The sequence below is a fragment of the Saccharothrix sp. BKS2 genome (assembly GCF_047689505.1).
GTDB lineage: Bacteria > Actinomycetota > Actinomycetes > Mycobacteriales > Pseudonocardiaceae > Actinosynnema > Actinosynnema lopnurensis.
The window spans coordinates 214084-232116 of record NZ_JAUQOL010000009.1; the positions used below are offsets into that span (position 1 = coordinate 214084).

The 18033-nt window shown below is 73.7% G+C and carries 15 protein-coding genes; 5 read left to right on the forward strand and 10 right to left on the reverse strand.

Annotated elements, in window-relative coordinates; genetic code table 11:
* Positions 1 to 23 precede the first annotated feature (23 nt).
* From Q5530_RS20890 to Q5530_RS20905, 4 genes are all read right to left on the reverse strand, one after another.
* The gene (locus Q5530_RS20890) at positions 24 to 851 is read right to left on the reverse strand and encodes a hypothetical protein (RefSeq protein WP_415364581.1); all 828 of its coding nucleotides are present in this window, start codon (positions 849 to 851) and stop codon (positions 24 to 26) included.
* Positions 852 to 971: 120 nt separating this feature from the next.
* Complete coding sequence (locus Q5530_RS20895) at positions 972 to 1418, reverse strand: SRPBCC family protein (protein ID WP_415364397.1); 447 nt, start codon at positions 1416 to 1418, stop codon at positions 972 to 974.
* Between the two features lie 987 nt (positions 1419 to 2405).
* On the reverse strand, positions 2406 to 2897 hold the full coding sequence (locus tag Q5530_RS20900; protein ID WP_380640782.1) for a LuxR C-terminal-related transcriptional regulator: 492 nt from the start codon (positions 2895 to 2897) through the stop codon (positions 2406 to 2408).
* A gap of 156 nt (positions 2898 to 3053) precedes the next feature.
* Positions 3054 to 3497, reverse strand: a complete 444-nt coding sequence (locus Q5530_RS20905) for a GNAT family N-acetyltransferase (RefSeq protein WP_415364398.1) — start codon at positions 3495 to 3497, stop codon at positions 3054 to 3056.
* A 100-nt stretch (positions 3498 to 3597) separates the two neighbouring features.
* Here Q5530_RS20905 and Q5530_RS20910 point away from each other — a divergent pair, with 100 nt between their 5' ends.
* Positions 3598 to 4383 carry an enoyl-CoA hydratase/isomerase family protein gene (locus Q5530_RS20910; RefSeq protein ID WP_415364400.1) on the forward strand — a complete coding sequence of 262 codons (786 nt, stop codon included), beginning with the start codon at positions 3598 to 3600 and terminating at the stop codon, positions 4381 to 4383.
* A gap of 21 nt (positions 4384 to 4404) precedes the next feature.
* Here the strand turns inward: Q5530_RS20910 and Q5530_RS20915 are convergent, their stop codons facing one another.
* From Q5530_RS20915 to Q5530_RS20925, 3 genes are all read right to left on the reverse strand, one after another.
* On the reverse strand, positions 4405 to 6084 hold the full coding sequence (locus tag Q5530_RS20915; protein WP_415364401.1) for a protein kinase domain-containing protein: 1680 nt from the start codon (positions 6082 to 6084) through the stop codon (positions 4405 to 4407).
* Between the two features lie 250 nt (positions 6085 to 6334).
* Positions 6335 to 8440, reverse strand: coding sequence for a glycosyltransferase (locus Q5530_RS20920; protein ID WP_415364402.1), 2106 nt, complete (start codon positions 8438 to 8440; stop codon positions 6335 to 6337).
* Positions 8441 to 8442: 2 nt separating this feature from the next.
* Positions 8443 to 9225 carry a WecB/TagA/CpsF family glycosyltransferase gene (locus Q5530_RS20925; protein ID WP_380637137.1) on the reverse strand — a complete coding sequence of 261 codons (783 nt, stop codon included), beginning with the start codon at positions 9223 to 9225 and terminating at the stop codon, positions 8443 to 8445.
* Positions 9226 to 9308: 83 nt separating this feature from the next.
* Here Q5530_RS20925 and Q5530_RS20930 point away from each other — a divergent pair, with 83 nt between their 5' ends.
* On the forward strand, positions 9309 to 10511 hold the full coding sequence (locus tag Q5530_RS20930; protein ID WP_415364404.1) for an MFS transporter: 1203 nt from the start codon (positions 9309 to 9311) through the stop codon (positions 10509 to 10511).
* A gap of 116 nt (positions 10512 to 10627) precedes the next feature.
* On the opposite strand, the gene Q5530_RS20935 is transcribed toward Q5530_RS20930, so the two are convergent.
* The 3 genes from Q5530_RS20935 to Q5530_RS20945 are packed head-to-tail and all read right to left on the reverse strand — an operon-like array spanning position 10628 to position 14134.
* Complete coding sequence (locus Q5530_RS20935) at positions 10628 to 11965, reverse strand: cytochrome D1 domain-containing protein (RefSeq protein ID WP_415364405.1); 1338 nt, start codon at positions 11963 to 11965, stop codon at positions 10628 to 10630.
* A gap of 16 nt (positions 11966 to 11981) precedes the next feature.
* Positions 11982 to 13259: a hypothetical protein gene (locus Q5530_RS20940; RefSeq protein ID WP_415364406.1), complete on the reverse strand. Its 1278-nt coding sequence runs from the start codon at positions 13257 to 13259 to the stop codon at positions 11982 to 11984.
* 14 nt (positions 13260 to 13273) lie between these two features.
* A complete protein-coding gene (locus Q5530_RS20945) occupies positions 13274 to 14134 on the reverse strand; it encodes a glycosyltransferase (RefSeq protein WP_415364408.1) in 861 nt (286 codons plus the stop codon).
* Between the two features lie 81 nt (positions 14135 to 14215).
* Here Q5530_RS20945 and Q5530_RS20950 point away from each other — a divergent pair, with 81 nt between their 5' ends.
* Genes Q5530_RS20950 through Q5530_RS20960 form a run of 3 tightly spaced genes read left to right on the forward strand, consistent with a single transcriptional unit; the run spans position 14216 to position 17900 of the window.
* On the forward strand, positions 14216 to 15265 hold the full coding sequence (locus Q5530_RS20950) for a glycosyltransferase (protein ID WP_415364410.1): 1050 nt from the start codon (positions 14216 to 14218) through the stop codon (positions 15263 to 15265).
* On the forward strand, positions 15250 to 16692 hold the full coding sequence (locus tag Q5530_RS20955; RefSeq protein ID WP_415364412.1) for a lipopolysaccharide biosynthesis protein: 1443 nt from the start codon (positions 15250 to 15252) through the stop codon (positions 16690 to 16692). The genes Q5530_RS20950 and Q5530_RS20955 overlap by 16 nt, the downstream gene beginning before the upstream one ends.
* Complete coding sequence (locus tag Q5530_RS20960; RefSeq protein WP_415364413.1) at positions 16689 to 17900, forward strand: glycosyltransferase family 1 protein; 1212 nt, start codon at positions 16689 to 16691, stop codon at positions 17898 to 17900. Before Q5530_RS20955 ends, Q5530_RS20960 begins: the two co-directional genes overlap by 4 nt.
* The last annotated feature ends 133 nt before the right edge of the window (positions 17901 to 18033 follow it).

Here is an 18033-nt window from a genome sequence, read left to right on the forward strand (position 1 = left end):
GCCGGAGCCGCCGGCCTCGACGGCTAGGCGTTCGCCAGCCGGAGGCGTTCGGCCGCCTGCGCGCGCACGGCGGCACCGCACACCGGCTCGTCACCGTGCACCGCCTCCCAGCGGGCGTTGTGCGCGGCCGGCCACAGGCTGGCCGCCCACGCGACCTCCCGCTCCTCCGCGCTGAACCCGCGCCCCCGGAGGTCCTGGTAGACCTCCAGGAACGCGGCGGAGCTCCCGACCGGGGCCAGGGTCGGCGGTGAGGCGCTGGCGAACGCACCGCACGCCGCGCCCACCAGCGCCGCCTCGGGCTGCCACCCCAGGCTGTCCCAGTCGTGCACGGCCCACACGTCCCCCTCGCGCCAGCGGAGGTTCTGCGCCTCGAAGTCGGCATGGCCCAGCACGCACGGCAGGTCGGCGGCCAGCAGCCGCTCGCGCACCCGGACAGCCACGTCGACGACGAACGCGGGCACGGCGTCCTGGTCCCGGTCGTCCAGGAACTTGATCGCCGGCCACAACCCAGGCCCGGGGTGGTCCCACCGCACCCAGCGCGGGTTCGGCAGCGGCGGGGTGACGGTCACGTCGGACAGCTCCGCCATCAGCCGGGCGAACACGGCCGCGCAGCGGGCGGCGACGTCCGGGGAGTCGCCGCGCAGCAGGTCACCGCCGGGCCGGAACTCCTCGGCGTGCACGGCCAGCGCACCGACCCGCAGCGCGGGCGTGAGCGGGCGGGGGCACGGGAAGCCCCGGTCCGCCAGCCGGGTCTGCGCGGCAACGCACGACGCGGCCCGGCCGTCGTCCTCGCGGGCCTTGACTCCGACCTCCCGGCCACCGGCCAACCGCAGGCCGAACACCGCCGACATCTGCCGCCGCTCGAACAGCACGTCAACCGGTTCGCCGCCCAACCGGTCGGCGCACCAGGTCGGCAGCCAGTCGGGCAGGTCGGCCAGGCCGGCCAACGGCACGGACGGCACAGCGGAAAACTACCCCTTGGGGTTCGCCTTGCGCACCGCCAAGTCCGCCAACCGCCGCAGCGACTCGCGGTTGCGCGGGACCAGGAACAGCGCCTGCACGGACTCCGGCAGCCGCGCCGTGGGCCCCTTGATCGCCTCCTCGGACATGACCACCTCGGTGCCGTCGGGCACCTCGGTCAGCTCCAACCGCACCCGGGCCGCGCCGATCGGCCACAGCCTGGCCTCCAGGTCGAGCAGCTTCAGGGGCTCGACGGCCCGCACGACGGTCACGTCGCGCACCGCGATCGGCCACGCACCCACGCTGTGGTGGATGCGGGTGCCGACCGCGGGCCAGCCGGGGTCGACCTCCCGGATGTGGGCCGCGCCCACCACCCAGCCCGCGTAGGACCAGCCGTCGGTGAGGACCGCGAAGACGCGGTCCACCGGCGCGGGGACCGTCGTGCGCACCTCGATCATGCGCACCGGTTTCCCGGTGCGGGGCGGCCGAAAACTCCCGGCGGCTACTTGGCGCACGTGCCCTTGAGCCGGACCAGCCCGGACCTGACCAGCTCGGGCTCGAACAGATCTACCACGACGGCGAGGCCACCGGGCGGTGGCGGGGGTCGGTCGGGCGATGCGGGACGGGTGACGGACGAGAACCACAACCGACGAGAACCACAACCGACGAGAACCACAGCCGGCCGGCCCGCCGGTGTCGACGTGGTTGGTGTCCTGGAACGCCCGGAGCACCCCGTCACCGGTGAGGCCCTGTTCGGCGCACGCCTTCTCCGGGATGGCGGCGAACGCGACGCCGAGGACGCTGATCGTGTTACATACCGCACGGTCGGTATGCCTGAACGGACTAACCCATCACCGGAATGGCATGTGAGCATCAATCACAGAAAGTTTTCAATTCCACACTCGTCCACCCGGTCGTGAAGGCGATCTCCAGGTGAACCGCAGGGGTGCCGCCCGTGAACGTCCCGGATTTCAATACCGGGGTCGGCCGATCCCTCGGGAGCGCGCGCGACACCACCGCCCGGAGGTGCCCGCCGACGAGGCGTCGCCGGCCGAGGTCGGCGCGGTCGCTCCACCGGGCCGACCGCACCACTCCGCTGCGCAGCGGCGTACCGCACGAGCCCGACGAGGTGGACGCGATCTGCGCCGCAGGACACACCGGGGACGCCGAGGAGCGCGGGCCCACCAGACCAGGACGCGGGCCCCGGTGCACGACACCGGGGTCACCACACCGCGACAGGCGCGGGTACGGCAACGCACCGTCACCACAAGACCAGGACGTACCCCGGCCGCCGGCCCGAGGGCGCACCAACCGGGGGATCACCGACGCCCCGCCGTACCCACCCCACGCGCGATCGAGCAGCACGCGACGCAAGCACCACACAAGCCCCGCACGGCGTCGCGCACGGACCGGACCGCCGACCCGAGGATCGCCCGCCCACCGACCTACAGGTAGGAGCGCTGCCCCCACGGCATCGCCGCGGCGAGCTGGGCCCGCCTGCCGATGTCGAGCTTGCGGTAGATGCGGGTGATGTGGAGCTCCACGGCCCGGGTGGACACCGAGAAGTGCTCGGCGATCTGCCGGTTCGTCATGCCCTCCAGCATCATCAGCGCGATGCGGTGCTCGTGCGGCGTCAGCGGCTCGCGCGAGCGCGCCTCGGCGCTCTGCCCGTCCCGCGGCCGCACCATGCCCGGCACGCGCTCGCCCTCCGGCACGCCCAGCAGCACGTGCCACTGCCGGATGCGCACCTCGGCGATCGACTGCGAGCGCACGTACGGGTCACCGCGCACCAGGTCCCGGGCGGCGGCGTCGTCGGGCACCTGCACGATCAGCAGCACGCCGGAACCGTCGGCCCAGGGGCCGGTCCCGACGAGCACACCCTGCTCGGCCAGCGGACGCCAGTATTCCCGGTGGGCGAGATGAATGGATCTCCGCACCTGGCGCGCATCACGAAATGTCAACTCAACGGCGAAAGCCACTGGACTGATCCCCATTTCATTCCGCGGCCGACTTTCGTCCAACACTCAACATGTGGCCATTATTCAGTGTCAAGTGAGACACCTCACATGGGTGATATGCGAACCCAATGACCCCTATAGGCGCTTTTCGAACCAGTACCCGGCGTAGGGGTCGGCGTTGAACGGCGCGACCTCGGCGTAGCCGTGCCCGGCGTACAGCGCGCGGGCTTCGACCAGGTCAGCGCGGGTGTCCAGGCGCACGCGCCGGGCACCCAGCGCGGCCGCCCCCCGCTCCACCGCCGCCAGCAGCGCCGCACCCCCTCCCGTGCCCCTCGCCCCGGCCGCCACGTACAGGCGCTTGAGCTCGGCGGTACCGGGGTCGACCAGCCGGAAGCCGGCGCAGCCCGCGGCCTGCCCGCGGTGCCGGCCGACGTAGAAGGCGACCAGGTCGTCGGTGGGGTCCTCGACGAGGGCCCGGTCCACCTCGGCCCGGGTGGCGGGGCGGCCGTAGTAGCGGCCGATGATGTCGATCAAGTAGTCGTGGACGAGTGCGGTCGCGAGCGGGCTGTCAACCGCCACGGGCTGAACGGTCCAGGAAGTCATTGGCAGATTTTCACCACGGCTGGTCCATTTGGACACCGGGTTTTCGTCATTCCGGACGTGTGTAAAGTCCAGGCCCGTGCCGGCGCAACAGGTCCGCTTGGAGCGGGACGCGGTGGGGCTCGCGGTGCTCACCGTCGACGCTCCCCCGCTGAACCTCTACACCGCGGAGCTGCACGACCTCCTGGAGGGCGCGCTCGACGACCTGGAGGAGCGGCCCGCGCGGGCCCTGCTGGTCCGGGCCGAGGGCGCGGTGGTCAGCGGCGGCGTGGACGTGCGGCTGTTCGCCGCGCAGCGGTCCGTCGCGCAGGCCAAGGCCCTGTTCGACCGGATGCTGGAGCTGCCGGAGCGGGTGGCGGCGCTGCCGTTCCCGACCGTGTTCGCCGCGCACGGGCTGTGCCTGACCTGGGCGTTCGAGGTCGCGGTGGCGTGCGACGTGGTGCTGGCGGCGCGGCGGGCGACGTTCGGGCTGGTGGAGAAGGTCGTCGGGCTGACCCCGACCATGGGCGGCACGCAGCGGCTGGCCGCGCGGGCGGGCGTGGGCCGGGCCAAGGAGTTCGTGATGACCGGCGACCGCTACGACGCCGAGACCCTGGAGCGGTGGGGCGTGGTCAACCGCGTGCTGCCGGACGAGGGGTTCGACGACGCGGCGCTGGAGTTCACCCACGCGCTGGCCAAGGGGCCCACGCTGGCGCACGCCGCCACCAAGCGGGTGCTGGCGCACTTCGAGAGCGGCGGCGTGGCCGAGGCCGACGAGCACGTCACGGCCATCGCGGCGGAGCTGTTCGACACCGAGGACCTGCGCGGGGCGGTGCGGTCGTTCCTGGCCGACGGGCCGGGCCGGGCGACGTTCAGCGGGCGCTGAGGGGCCACCCGGCCCCACGGGTCACAACGGGTCGTAGGTGTTCGACGCGTACCAGGCCAGCGCGGAGCGCAGCTCCACCACGTCCCGGTCGCGGCGCTTGCGGTAGCGCTCGTGCGAGATCGGGTAGACGCGCAGGCCGCCCTTGTGGTTGGTGAAGGTGCCGCGGCCCAGCGTCTCCGGCGGCCGGGCGGCGCTGACCAGCCACACCACCAGCCACGGGCGGGAGTGGTGCGACTCCACCTTCACCCGGGCGATGGCGTACCAGGGCAGGCGGCGGCTCTGCTGCCCGTCGGACAGGGTGAGGCCGTCCGGGCCGACGTCGAGGGTGAGCGGCGCGCTCACCGCGCCCGCGATCAGGCGCACCGCGGCGATCACGAACGCCAGGAACGCGATGAACGCGGCCAGCCGCACGATGTCGAGGGCCCCGTTGTCCGGGTCGGAGATCCAGCCGGTGGCCAGGGCCGCCAGCAGGTTCGCGCCGGCCCAGCTCAGGGCGACCACGCGGGAGGTGCGGAAGCGCGCCCCGGTGGCCTTGATGTGCTGGGAGCCGACTTCGGCGGCGGGTGCCGCGCGGGTGGCCGGCTTGGGCGTCGCGGGGGCGATCCCGGTCGGGCTGGGCATCCCGGTCTGGTTCGGCATCCCGGTCTGCCGGGGCAGGCCGGTGACGTGCGGCAGGCCGGTGACCTGGGGCTTGCCGGTCTGCTGGGGCATCCCGGTCTGCTGGGGCTTGCCGGTCGGGTCGGCGAACCCCGTGAGGGGCGGGCCGACGAGCGTGGGCGGCTTCGGCGGCGGGTCCTCCACCATGACCCGCGTCGGCGGCTTCGCGGGCAGCCCGCTCAGCTCGGTGTGGCGCTGCTCGACGACGGTGCGCAGCCGAGCCGGCAGCCACGACGGCTCGGCCGACGGCGGGCCGATCAGCTCCAGCAGGCGGGCGGGCGTGGGCCGGTTCGCGGGCTCGCGGACCAGGCACGGCACGACCAGCGGCACCAGCGACGGCGGCACGCGCGTCAGGTCCGGCTCCTGGTGCACCACGCGGTAGACGAGCGCGGACGTGGCGCCCTCGCCGAACGGACCGCTGCCGGTCGCCGCGAACACCAGCACCGAACCGAGGGCGAACACGTCGCTCTGGGAGGTGATGGCCTGGCCGACGACCTGCTCCGGCGACAGGTAGCCGGGGGTGCCGAAGACGGTGCCCGCCTCGGTGAGCGCCGAGTGCTCCAGCGCGCGGGCGATGCCGAAGTCGATCACGCGCGGGCCGTCGTCGGCCAGCAGCACGTTGGACGGCTTGAGGTCGCGGTGCACCAGGCCCGCGGAGTGGATGGCGACCAGCGCCTCGGCCAGGCCGCCCGCCAGGCGGCGCACCGCGCGTTCCGGCAGGGGGCCGTGGTCCTGCACGGCCTGGTGCAGGCTCAGGCCCGGGATGTACTCGGTGGCCATCCACGGGTGCTCGGCGTCGGGGTCGGCGTCGACCACGGTCGCGGTCCAGAAGCCGCCGACGGAGCGGGCCATCTCGACCTCGCGGCGGAACCGCTCGCGGAACTGGGGGTCCTGGGCCAGCTCGGGTCGCGCGACCTTGACCGCGATCGGGCGCCCGCCGCGCGAGCGGGCCAGGTAGACCGACCCCATCGCGCCGCGACCGAGTGCGGCGAGCAGCGTGTAGTCGCCGATCCGCGACGGGGCGTTCGGGGGCAGTGGCTGCACGACACCCACATTAGATGTGCCGGGCGCGGCGCTTGACCCGGACCGCCGATTGCGGTGTGTGAACTATCCCGCCGCAACCTCGGGACGGGTCGGGTTTCCGAGCACCTCTCACGGCAACCGGGTGGATCACTCGGGGTGACCACCCGGCGGGCAACTGGTTCACGGATGGCGGAGGGGGTGGTGCTGAACGTTGAACTCGGGGGTCCTGGACGTACGACACGGTGGGCCTGAACGTACGACTCGCGCCCGTTCAGGTGGTGAGGGTCAGGAGGGTGGTGGCTTTGGAGTGCCAGGAGTGGGGGAGGACGGAGGTGCGGCGGGAGATCGGGGTGGAGGGGAGGGGGGTGGGGGGAGGGGAGGTGAGAGGAGGGGAGGTGAGAGGGGCGGTGGGGGTGAGAGGGGCGGTGGGGGTGGTCAGGGCGGTGCGGATGGCCTCGACGAAGTCCGTGTGGGAGGTGGCGGCGTGGACGCGGCCGGTGTAGGCGGCCAGTTCGGCGAAGTCGGTGCTGACCACCGGCAGGCCCAGGGCCAGGTACTCCTTGAGCTTGATCGGGTTGGAGTGCCGGATCCAGCTGTTGTCCTGCCACGGCATGATCGCCACGTCGAACGCCGAGCCGTAGGCCGGGATGAGGCTGTAGGGGCGGAAGCCCAGCCAGTGGACGTTGGGGTACTTGTCGAAGCGCTCCATGGGGTGGGTGGCGTCGCCGATCAGCACCAGGGAGGCGTCGGGCAGCTCGGCGGCGACCCGTTCCAGCAGGTCGAAGTCCACCACGAAGTCGTCCAGGGCGCCGAAGAAGCCGATGCGCGGGCCGGGCACGGCGCGGATGTCGTCGGGCCGCTCGTGCTCCGGGCGGGCGGTGAAGTGGTCCACGTCCACGCCGTGGTCCAGGAAGTGGGCGCGGGAGCCGGTGAGCGGCGCCTCCTCGGCCATCAGGGCGTGGGAGACGTAGACGACGTGGTCGGCGTGGGTGAGGAGTTGGCGCTCCAGGACCTCGATGGACGCGCGGTCGGCCTCGGGGAAGTCCGAGTGCCGGTCCGAGCGGTTGAAGACCAGGCGGTGCCGGCGCATCGGGGCGACCACGTCCCACGCGGTCGGGATGGTGACCATGATCACCGGGGTGTGCAGGCGCAGGGCGGTGGCGACGAGGCGCACCTGGGCGCGGACCAGGACGGCGTTGACGCGGCGCAGGAACGGCGAGCCGTAGAACGGCAGCGGCAGCGGGGACATCACGTAGAAGTCCGGCATGGGCCGGCGCACGAACTTGGCCACGCTGCGCAGCTTGCGCAGGATGCGCCGGGCCACGTGGGTGCTGTTGCCCCGGGTCGGCATCCGCATCCCGATGCTGTTGACCACCAGCACCCGGCGGTGCCCGGCCATCGACCGCATCAGCTGGAAGTCCGAGTGCGCCCGGTTGTGGTACCACCAGTCCTGCGCGGAGAAGCAGATCCAGCCGTGCTCCGGGCCCTGCCCGGGGCGGGCGGGCCAGCGCCGCCAGCGCAGCAGGTCCCGCACTGCCGTGCGGTGCTTGGCGTGGCGGGTGGCGCGCAGCACCTCGTTGAGCAGGACGGCGAGCCACATCAGGAACGCGCGCGGGCGGCCGTGGCGCTCGCGGGCCATGCGCACCCGGTTCGTGGTGGCCATCGACCACAGCACCGGCGAGGTGGACTGCTCGCCGCCGAAGTGCACGGCCCGCGCCCGCGGCTCGTAGCGGACGGAGTACCCGCGCTCCCCCAGCCGCAGCATGTACTCGGTCTCCTCCGAGTACAGGAAGTACCGCTCCTCCAGCACGCCGGTGGCCTCGCGGGCCTCGCGGGAGACCAGCCAGGCCGCGCCGGTCGCCCAGTCGACGGTGCCCGGCGTCGCGTACCGGCGGTGGTCGGAGACCAGCTCGCCCAGCGCGTCGTGCCGGCCGGCGCGGGTGCCGCCGAGCACGGCCTCGCCCAGGGAGCGCAGCGGGGTGGGGGCGCGCCGCAACGACAGCTGCGGCGAGCCGTCGACGTTGCTCAGGCGCGGCGCGGCGACGCCCGTGCCGGGCTGCGCCAGGGCCGTGCGCAGCAGCGCGATCGCGTCCGGTTCGAGGCGGACGTCCGGGTTGAGCACGAGGACGTCGCAGTCGGGTGCGGCGGCGAAGCCCGCGTTGACGCCCGCGGCGAACCCGTCGTTGGTGGGGCGCGCGACGACCTGGGCGTCGGGCGCGACCCGCGCGACCACCTCCAGGGTGTCGTCGGTGGAGGCGTTGTCCACCACCACGACGCGACCGTCCGGGATGGACTCCAGCGCGGCGGCCACCGATCTGAGGCAGTCCTCGACGATGTCGGCGCTGTGGTAGGTCACCACGACCACGGCAAGCGGCACTTCTACTCCCCCGGACGGCGGAACCGGGTGCGCAGCGCGCCCCCGAGCAGGCGGAACGCGAACGGCAGGTCGTCGCGCAGGTAGCGCTTGGCCAGGCGGCGCGGTTCGAGCGCGAGGCGGTGCAGCCACTCGGCGCCGACCTTCTGCACCACGCCCGAGGCGCGGCGGAACTCGCCCGCGGCCATCGGGATGCCCGCGCCGCAGCCCAGGAACCAGGTCTCGGGCAGCTCCGCGCGCAGCAGCCGGATGAGGCGCTCCTGCTTGGGGAACCCGAGGCCCACCAGCACCAGGTCGGGCTTGGCCTCCACCGCGGCGGCGACCGCCTCGGCGGTCAGCTCGGCGGAGGTGTGGAAGCCGAACGGCGGCGAGTCCGTGCCCGCCACGCGCAGCCCCGGGAACCGGGCCACGAGCGCGTCGGCGGCCTTCTCCGGGACGCCCGGGTCACCGCCCAGCAGGTAGACCGAGCGGTCCTCGCGGGCGGCGACCCCGGCGAGGGTGAACACCAGTGACGAGCCGGTGACCCGCTCCGGCACGGGCACGCCCGCCAGCCGGCCCGCCCACACCACGGGCATCCCGTCGGCGACCACGACCTCCGACTCGGCGACGAGCGCGGCCAGCGCGGGGTCGAGGGTGGCGGCGCGCACGATGTCCACGTTGGCCGTGACGATCGCGCCGCCCTCGGCGCGCCGCCACGCGGCGGCGACGTGCTCGGCCAGGCCGGACTCGGGCACGGCCCACACGTCGACGGCGCCCACCCGGACGCGGGCCTGTGAGATCTCCGGCATACCCGCGTCATCGGCGGGGGCGCGGACGCCGTTACGGCGACCCCGCCCGGTAACGGTCACCGCCCGTAGCCGATATCCGGGGCATGTACGTCGCGTCCGCCCGGCCCCGCGAACAGGTCAGGGGCAAGGTCCCCGGCACCGTGGTGGCGCTGGGGGCGGTGAGCCTGCTGACCGACGTGTCGGCCGAGATGGTGACCGCGTTCATGCCGGTCTACCTGCTCGTCACGCTCAACATGAGCTACGCGCAGTTCGGCTTCCTCGACGGGCTGTACACGGGGGCGACGGCGGTGCTGCGGCTCGTCGGCGGGCACCTGTCGGACCGCACCCGGCGGCACAAGGCGGTCGCCGCGGTCGGTTACGGGCTGTCGGCGGTGACGAAGCTCATCTTCCCGGTGGTGGGCGCGTCGGCGTTCGGGATCGGCGCGGCGCTGGCCGCCGACCGCGCGGGCAAGGGCCTGCGCACCGCGCCGCGCGACGCCCTGATCTCGCTGGCCACCCCGCCGGACCGGCTGGGCGCGGCGTTCGGCCTGCACCGCACCATGGACACGGTCGGGGCGCTGCTCGGGCCCCTGGTGACGTTCCTGCTGCTGTACGGGATCGGCACGGTCGCCGGCCCGGTGTTCGCGGTCAGCGCCTGCTTCGCCGTGGTGGGGCTGATCGTGCTGGTGGCGTTCGTGCGGGAGAACCCGGCGCCCGCGCCCGCCGGGCCGAAGCCGTCGGTCCGGGCCGGGCTGGCGCTGCTGCGGGGCGCCGGGTACCGGAGGGTGGCGGTCGCCTCGGCGGTGCTGGGCCTGGCGACGCTGTCCGACGCGTTCGTGTTCATCCTGGTGCAGCGGGCCACCGGCGCGCCGCTGCACCTGCTGGCGCTGTTCCCGCTGGGCACCGCGCTGGTGTTCCTGGTCGCCGCCGCGCCCGTGGGCAGGCTGGCCGACCGGGTCGGCCGGTGGCCGGTGTTCCTGGTGGGGCACGTGCTGCTGCTGGGCGTGTACGCGGTGCTGCTCGTGCCCGGCACCGGCTACCTCGGCGCGGGCGCGGCGCTGCTGCTGCACGGCCTGTTCTACGCCGCCACCGACGGCGTGCTGTCGGCGCGGGTGAGCGCGCTGGTGCCGGAGACGCTGCGGGCCTCCGGGCTGGCGGTGGTGCAGACGGGGCAGGCGCTGGCCCGGTTCGCGTCCTCGGTGGCGTTCGGCTTCCTGCTCCAGTACGCCGCGTTCGGCACCGCCGTGCACGTGGCGATCGGCGCGCTGCTGGGGGCCGTGGTGGTGGCCTGGCGGCTGGGGGCCTAGAGACCCCGTGGTGGGGAAACCCGTGGCGCCCTCCTCGCGGGGAGGGCGCCACGGGGATTTTTCGGTGGGGTCGGGGCAGGACGGGGGTCGGGGCAGGACGGGGTCGGAGGGCGGGGTCAGAGCAGGGTGGTGTGGCCGTGCGAGACGGACCTGCCGTGCTCGGTGTCGCCGGCGAAACCGGCGGTGTGGCCGCGCAGGAGCGTGTCCAGGCCGACCAGCAGCGGCACCCGGGCGTCGCACCTGGCCACGCCCCGGTCATCGGTGGTGGCCGCGCACAGCGGGTGGCCCTTGACGGTGCGGAACGCCACCCGCTCGCCGACCACGGGACGGCCGGTGTGCGACTCGACGAGCCTGGCGTCCAGGCCGCGCACGGTGAAGCCGAGCAGCAGCCGCAGCTGGAGCTGGGCGTGGCCGGCGGTGAGCTGGGTCGACGCGGGCGGCACGGCGTGGATCGCGATGCCCACCGGGTTCACCCCGACCGGCACCGTCCCGGTCACGGCCAGGGTCGCGGTGTCCACGACGGACACCGTGCCGCCGAGGAAGTTCGTCACGTAGGCGCGGGAGCCGTCCGGGGTGAGGGCGACGCTGATCGGGCGGCGGCCCACCGGGACCTGCGCGACGTGCGTGAGGGTGTCGACCTCGACCACGGACAGGGTGTGGCCCTCGCTGTTGGTGACGAACGCGCGGGAGCCGTCGGGCGAGACCGCGATGCCGTGCGGGATGAAGCCGACCGGGACCCGGCCGAGCACCGCGTTCGTCGCCGTGCTCACCACCGCCACGTCGTTGGACGCCTTGTTGACCACCAGCAGCCTGGCGCCGTCCGGGGTCACCGCCAGCGCGGTCGGGGTGGAGCCGGTGGGGATCTCCGCGACCTCGGTGTTGGTCGCGGTGTCCACCACGGACACCGTGCCGGGGCCGGCCACGTCGTGCGCCACGTACAGCCGGTCGCCGTCCGGGCTGATCGCCACGCCGTCGGCGTTCGGGCCGACCGGGATGGTCTCGGTCGTGGTCAGCGTGGCCGCGTCGACCACGGACACCGTGCCCGCCCGGTAGTTCGACACGTAGGCGTGGCCGCCGTCGGGCGAGACCACGACACCGGCCGGGCCGTCGCCCACCGGCACCCGCGCGTCCACGGTGTTGGTCGGCGTGTCGACGACGGTCAGGGTGTTGTCGCGCACGTTGGTCACGTAGGCGCGCGCGCCGTCGAACGCGACGCCCACCCCGTAGGGCGAGCCGTCGGCGGAGTCGCCGAGCGTGGTCGTGACCGCGTCGGTGGCGGTGTCCAGCACGGACACGCCGCCGCCGTTGTTGGCCACGTACCCGAGCACGCGGGTCGGCGCCGGGGTCGTCGGCGCGGTGGTCGTCGGCGCGGCGGTCGCGGTGGGCGGCGCGAGCAGCAGCGCCGCCCCCAGGGCGACCACCCCGACCAGCGCTCGCGGGGATGTGGACAGCACTGTCTGCCTCCAGGGTTCAGAACCGGTAGATGTGCACCCCGTACGGGGCGAAGTCGTCGACGATCCGGCCGTCGCGGATGGGCACGGTCCGGTCCTCGCCGACCACGGTCGCCGTGCCCTCCCGGACCGGCACGGTCAGCGTCACCCGGGCCGCCAGGCTCCGGGGGTGGGTCCGGTTCCCGTCGGTCTGCGCCAGCACCCACGTGGCGCCGTCGACCCGCTTGTGCAGCACGGCGACCGGGATGCCGCTGTCGGCGGCCGCCCGCACGCCCGGCTCGTCGGGCGCGTTGAGCACGGGCGCGAGCGACTTGAGCCGCGCGTTGACCTCCGCCACCCGCCGCGTGATCTCCGGGCGGGTCAGCACGCTGGAGTACTCGCCGCGGCCCTCGGTGTAGAAGCTGTGCGCGAAGTAGTTGATGCCGGTGGCGCCGTGCAGGACGGTGTTCCACACCGCCGCCTCCAGCTGGTCGGCGTCGATGATCTCGCCGTGCGTGTGCGGGTGCCCGGTCTCCACGAACCCGTACAGCGGCTTGTCCGGCCCGCACCACTTGCGCATGGTGTCGATCACCTCGCCGTAGGCGTACGCGCCGACCGTGTGGTTGCGGTCGGGGTGCGTCCAGGCGTAGTAGTCGGCCGAGGCGATGTCCGCGGCCGAGCAGTAGGTGCGCATGTCCTCCTCGTAGGACCGCTCGACGTGGCCGTAGCCGATCTCACCGGTCGGCGTGCCCATCCACGGGCTGAAGTTGAGGTAGGTGGGCCGCGACGGGTCCCGGGCGCGCACCCGGTCGGCGGCCGCGAGGATCGCCGAGGGCTGCATGTCCGGGTTGAACACGTCCCCGTAGACCTTGTTCATGTCCGGTTCGTCGGCCACCAGGTAGCCGACGTAGTTGCGGGCGTGCGCGGTGTCGGCCAGCACGGTGTCGACGCGCACCGGGTCCACGTAGACCTGCCAGTCGGTCTCGTACAGGCCCTCCTGGCGCAGGTACCACCACTCGTCCTCCCACAGGCCGATGCCGAGGTCGACGCCGATGCGGGGGAAGGCGCGGCCCAGCTTCTCGCCGTGCTCGACGCCGGACGGGTCCTGCATCCACACGGTGATCGGGAAGACGTTCCGGTCGCCGGTGGGGTTCGGGCCGTTGGCCCACTTCCGGTAGTAGGCGGGTGAGGGGATCGGGGTCGGTCCGGCCTCCTCCCCGCCCCGCTCCCCGCCGCCCCGTTCCCCGCAGCCCCGTTCCCCGGTGACGCAGGCCGCCGTCAGGACCAGCACAGCGAGCAGACCCGGTGCGCGGGCCACCGTCCCGGTCCCCCTCAGCCGCTCGTCCGCGCGCGGCCGCGCGCGGCCAGCGCCTTCTTGGCCTTCTCGAAGCCGCCGGGGCCCAGCACCCGCATCGCCGCGGTCTTGGCCGCGTACCGGGCGCCGTCGCGCGCCACCCGCAGCGGGTGCCCGACGAACCGGTCCCGGGCCAGCAGCCGGGCGGCGGGCTCCGGCACGTCGTCCAGCGCGGCGCCGAACAGCGCCCGGTGCGGGGCGGGCGGGACCAGCCGGCCGCGTGTGCGGTTGCTCACGTTGCCGCCGTGCACGACCTGGAGCCAGCCGGGCGCGCCGCCCAGCGACACCACCTCGGCGTGCCGATGCAGGCGGTTGTGCCAGTCCACCCAGCAGGTGACCGGGTCGTCCCAGCTCTCCCGCAGGGAGGCGAACGCGTTGTCCGGGTCGTGGTGGGCGTAGAGCCCTCCGGGGCTCTTGACCAGGCCGTTCGCCAGGTACAGGGCGGTGCGGCGGCCGGTCGGCCGGTCGGCCTGGAGGCGGGCGACGAAGTCCGCGGCCAGGCCGTCGTCGTTGTCGAGGTTGGTGGTGATCAGGCCCTCGCCCCTCACCGCGAACAGCTTGGAGACGTCCTCGACCAGCTCCTCGCGGCTCACCTGCGTGCGGAACACCGGCGTGTAGGCGTCGCCGTGGGCGGAGATCCGGTCCCTGAGCCACCCGGGGCTCTCCGGGTCGAAGTAGATGAGCCACCGGAAGTTCGAGGAGGTCTGCGCCGCCACCGAGGGCAGGCAGTACCGCTCGAACAGCCCGACGCGCTCGACCAGCCAGCCCTCCCGCGCCCGCACGACGCTCTCCGCGCCCACGGACGGCAGGTTGAAGCGCGTCAGCACAACGTGGTCCATCGAGAACCCCTTCCCGTCACCCGTACATCGGGATCGGGGGCGGACCGTTAACGATCCGCGGTCGCCCACGATGAGTAGGGCGTGACTGAGCCCTCGGCACGACCCACGGTCGACGTGGTCATCCCCTGCTACAACTACGCGCGGTTCCTGCGGGCCTGCGTGAACAGCGTGCTCGACCAGGCCGGTGTGGACGTGCGGGTGCTGATCATCGACGACACGTCCGACGACGACACCCCCGAGGTGATGGCCGAGCTGGTGCGGGACCCCCGGGTCGAGGGCCGCCGGCACGAGGTGAACAAGGGCCACATCGCGACCTACAACGAGGGCCTGCTGGAGTGGGCCAAGGCCGACTACTCGGTCCTGCTGTCGGCCGACGACCTGCTGGCGCCGGGCTGGCTCGCCCGCGCGACCGCGGTGTTCGAGGCCGACCCGGGCGTCGGCATGGTGTACGGGCGGGTGGTCTACTACAGCGACCACGACGCCCTGCCGAAGGTGCGCACGCCTCCCGCCGGACGCACGGTCTGGTCCGGGGTGGACTGGGTCGAGGCGCGCTGCCGCACCGGCCAGAACGTGCTGTCCTCCCCCGAGGCCGTGGTGCGCACGTCGGTGCAGCAGGCGGTCGGCGGCTACCGGCCCGACCTGCCGCACGCGGGCGACCTGGAGATGTGGATGCGCATCGCCGCGGTGTCCGACATCGGCTACGTGCGGGGCGAGCCCGCCGCCTACTACCGGGTGCACCAGCAGTCGATGATGCGCACCCGGTTCTCGTCGCTGTTCGCGGACCTGGAGCAGCGGCAGGCCGTGTTCGACCTGTTCTTCCGCGAGCACCCCGAACTGCCGGCGCGCCTGCGGTCGCTGGCCAACCGGTCGATCGCGCGCGACGCGCTGTGGCGGGCGGTGCGCGCCTACGACCGCGACCAGCTCGACGAGATCCCGGTGGCCGAGCTGGAGGACTTCGCCCGCCGCGTCTACCCCGACACCGGGCGGCTGGCCGAGCACCGGGCGTTGCGGCGGCGGCGCGCGCTCGGCCCGAAGGTGTGCAGCCGCACCCAGCTGTTCCTCGGCTCGCACCTGGTCAAGCGCGGCCGGGGCCTGGTCGGCAAGCAGCTGTGGAAGTGGCGCGGGCAGTGACCGCCGGTCTGGAGCGCAAGGTCACCTCGGCGATCCGGTGGAGCGCCGTCAACAGCCTCCTCCAGAGGCTGGGGCAGGTCGGCGTCGGCGTCCTGATCGCCCGGCTGGTCGCGCCCGAGCAGTTCGGCGTGTTCGCGGTGGCGCTGGTGGTGCTCAACATCGTGCTCAGCGTGAGCGAGATGGGCGTGAGCGTCGCGCTGGTGCGCAGCGACAAGCCCGTCGACGAGCTGGCGCCCACGGTGACCACGTTGTCGATCGCCTCGGGCGTGCTGCTGTGCCTGGCGTGCGTGGTCGGCGCGCCGTTCTTCGCCGCCGCCATGGGCACCCCGCAGGCCACCGGCGTCATCCAGCTCATGTCGGTGTCGCTGGTGGTGGCGGGCGCGTCGGCGGTGCCGGGCGCGCTGCTCCAGCGGGAGTTCCGGCAGAACCACAAGTTCGTGGCCGACACCTCGGGGTTCGTCGTCGGCACCGCCGTGGTGGTGGTGCTCGCGGTGCTGGGGTTCGGCGCGTGGAGCCTGGCCTGGCAGCGCATCGCGGTGAACCTGGTGTCGGCCGGGGTGATGTTCGCCTACACCGAGCGGCGCTACCGGCCCGGGTTCGACCCGCGGCAGGCGCGCGAGCTGCTGGCGTTCGGCCTGCCGCTGGCCGGGGCGAGCCTGCTGGTGTTCGGCGTGCTCAACGTCGACCAGATCGTGGTCGGCAGCGTGCTGGGCACCGTGCCGCTGGGGTACTACCTGCTGGCGGTCAACCTGGCGAACTGGCCGGTGGCGGCGTTCTCGCAACCGGTGCGCAGCGTGTCGCTGGCGGCGTTCTCGCAGGTCAGGAACGACCCGGAGCTGCTCGCGCGGACGTTCGCCCGCGCGTTGCGGCTGCTGGCGCTGGCGACCGTGCCCGCGTGCGTGCTGCTGGCCGCGCTGGCGGACCCGCTGGTGCGGATCGTCTACGGCGAGCGGTGGGCGCCCGCCGCTCAGGCGCTGGCGCTGCTGGTGCTGCTGGGCGCGCTGCGCGTGGCGCTGGAGCTGGGGTACGACTACCTGGCCGGCGCCGGGCGGTCGCGGGCCATCCTGGTGATCCACCTGGTGTGGCTGGTCGCGCTGGTGCCGCTGCTGGCGCTGGGCGCGCACCTGGACGGCATCCGGGGCGTGGCGGTCGCGCAGAGCGTGGTCGTGCTGGTGTTCATCGTGCCCGCGTACCTGCTGGCGTTCCGGCCCTACGGGCTGCGGGCGCGGGTGCTGGGCGCGGCCGTGGCGCGCCCGGTGCTCGGCGGCGCGGTGATGGTCGTGGTCGCGGTGGGCGTGCAGTGGGTGGTCGAGGAACCGCTGTGGCGGCTGCTGGCGGGTGGCGCGCTGGCGTCGCTGGCCTACGCCGCCGTCGTCTTCCCCCTGCGCCACGAGGTGCTGGGGCTGCTGAGGAGGAGCAAAGCGTGAGGGTCGTCCAGCAGTTGCAGCGCCGCGCGCACCAGGTCTCGCGCATCGTGCGCGAGGAGGGGGTGCGCCAGGTGGGCGTCCGCGCGCTGCACAACGCCGCGCGGCGGCTCGGGGCGGGCGCCGAGGTGTTCCCGGTGCGGCTGGAGGACGTGCGCGCCGCGGACCTCGGCTCGCCGCGGCCGGTGGTGGTGCCGCCCGTGCCGGCCGACGGGCGGCTGACCGTGAACTGGGTCAGCACGCCGCCGGCGCCCGGTTCCGGCGGGCACACCACGATGTTCCGGCTGGTCGAGCACCTGGAGTCGCTGGGGCACACGTGCCGGCTGTACCTGTACGACGTGTACGGCAGCCGAGCGGCGGACCACGAGCCGGTGATCCGGTCGGCGTACCCGGGGTTCCGCGGTCCGGTGCTCGACGTGCTGGACGGGATGGCCGACGCGCACGCCGTGTTCGCCACCGCGTGGATGACCGCCTACCCGGTGTTCAACGACCCGTGCGCGGGCAGGCGGTTCTACCTCGTGCAGGACTACGAGCCGTGGTTCTACCCGGTCGGCGGGCTGTCGGCGCTGGCGGAGAACACCTACCGGATGGGCTTCCACGGCTTCACCGCCGGCCGCTACCTGGCGGACAAGCTGCGCGGCGAGATCGGCATGTCCGCCGACCACTTCGACTTCGGCTGCGACGCGGACCGCTACCACCTGCGCGAGGGCGTGCGGCGGGACGGCGTGGTGTTCTACGCCCGGCGGCTGGCGCCCCGCCGCGCCATCGAGGTGGGCCTGCTGGCCCTGGAGGTCTTCGCCGCCCGGCACCCGGACGTCACCATCCACACCTACGGCGAGAAGATCGGCTCCCTGGGCCCGCGCCACGTCGACCACGGCCTGGTCACCCCGGACCGGCTCAACGACCTCTACAACCGCTGCTACGCCGGTCTGAGCCTGTCCATGACCAACGTCTCGCTGGTGCCGCACGAGATGCTGGCCGCCGGCTGCGTCCCGGTCGTCAACGACGCCGTCCACAACCGCGTGGTCCTCGACAACGACCACGTCCGCTACGCCCCCGCCACCCCCCACGACCTGGCCCGCGCCCTGAGCGACGTGGTCACCACCCCGGACTTCGCCGCCACCGCCCTGGCCGCCTCCACCAGCGTCTCCGGCCGCTCCTGGGACGCCGCGGGCCACCACCTGGAAAAACTCCTGACCCACTCCCTCTGACCCCGCGCGAGTCGTACGTCCAGACCTCGCGTGTCGTACGTCCGGACCCCCCGAGTTACACGTTCAACCCCGCGCGAGTCGAACGTTCACGACCACCGTGTCGAACGCTCAGGACGGGTGAGTTCACCATTCG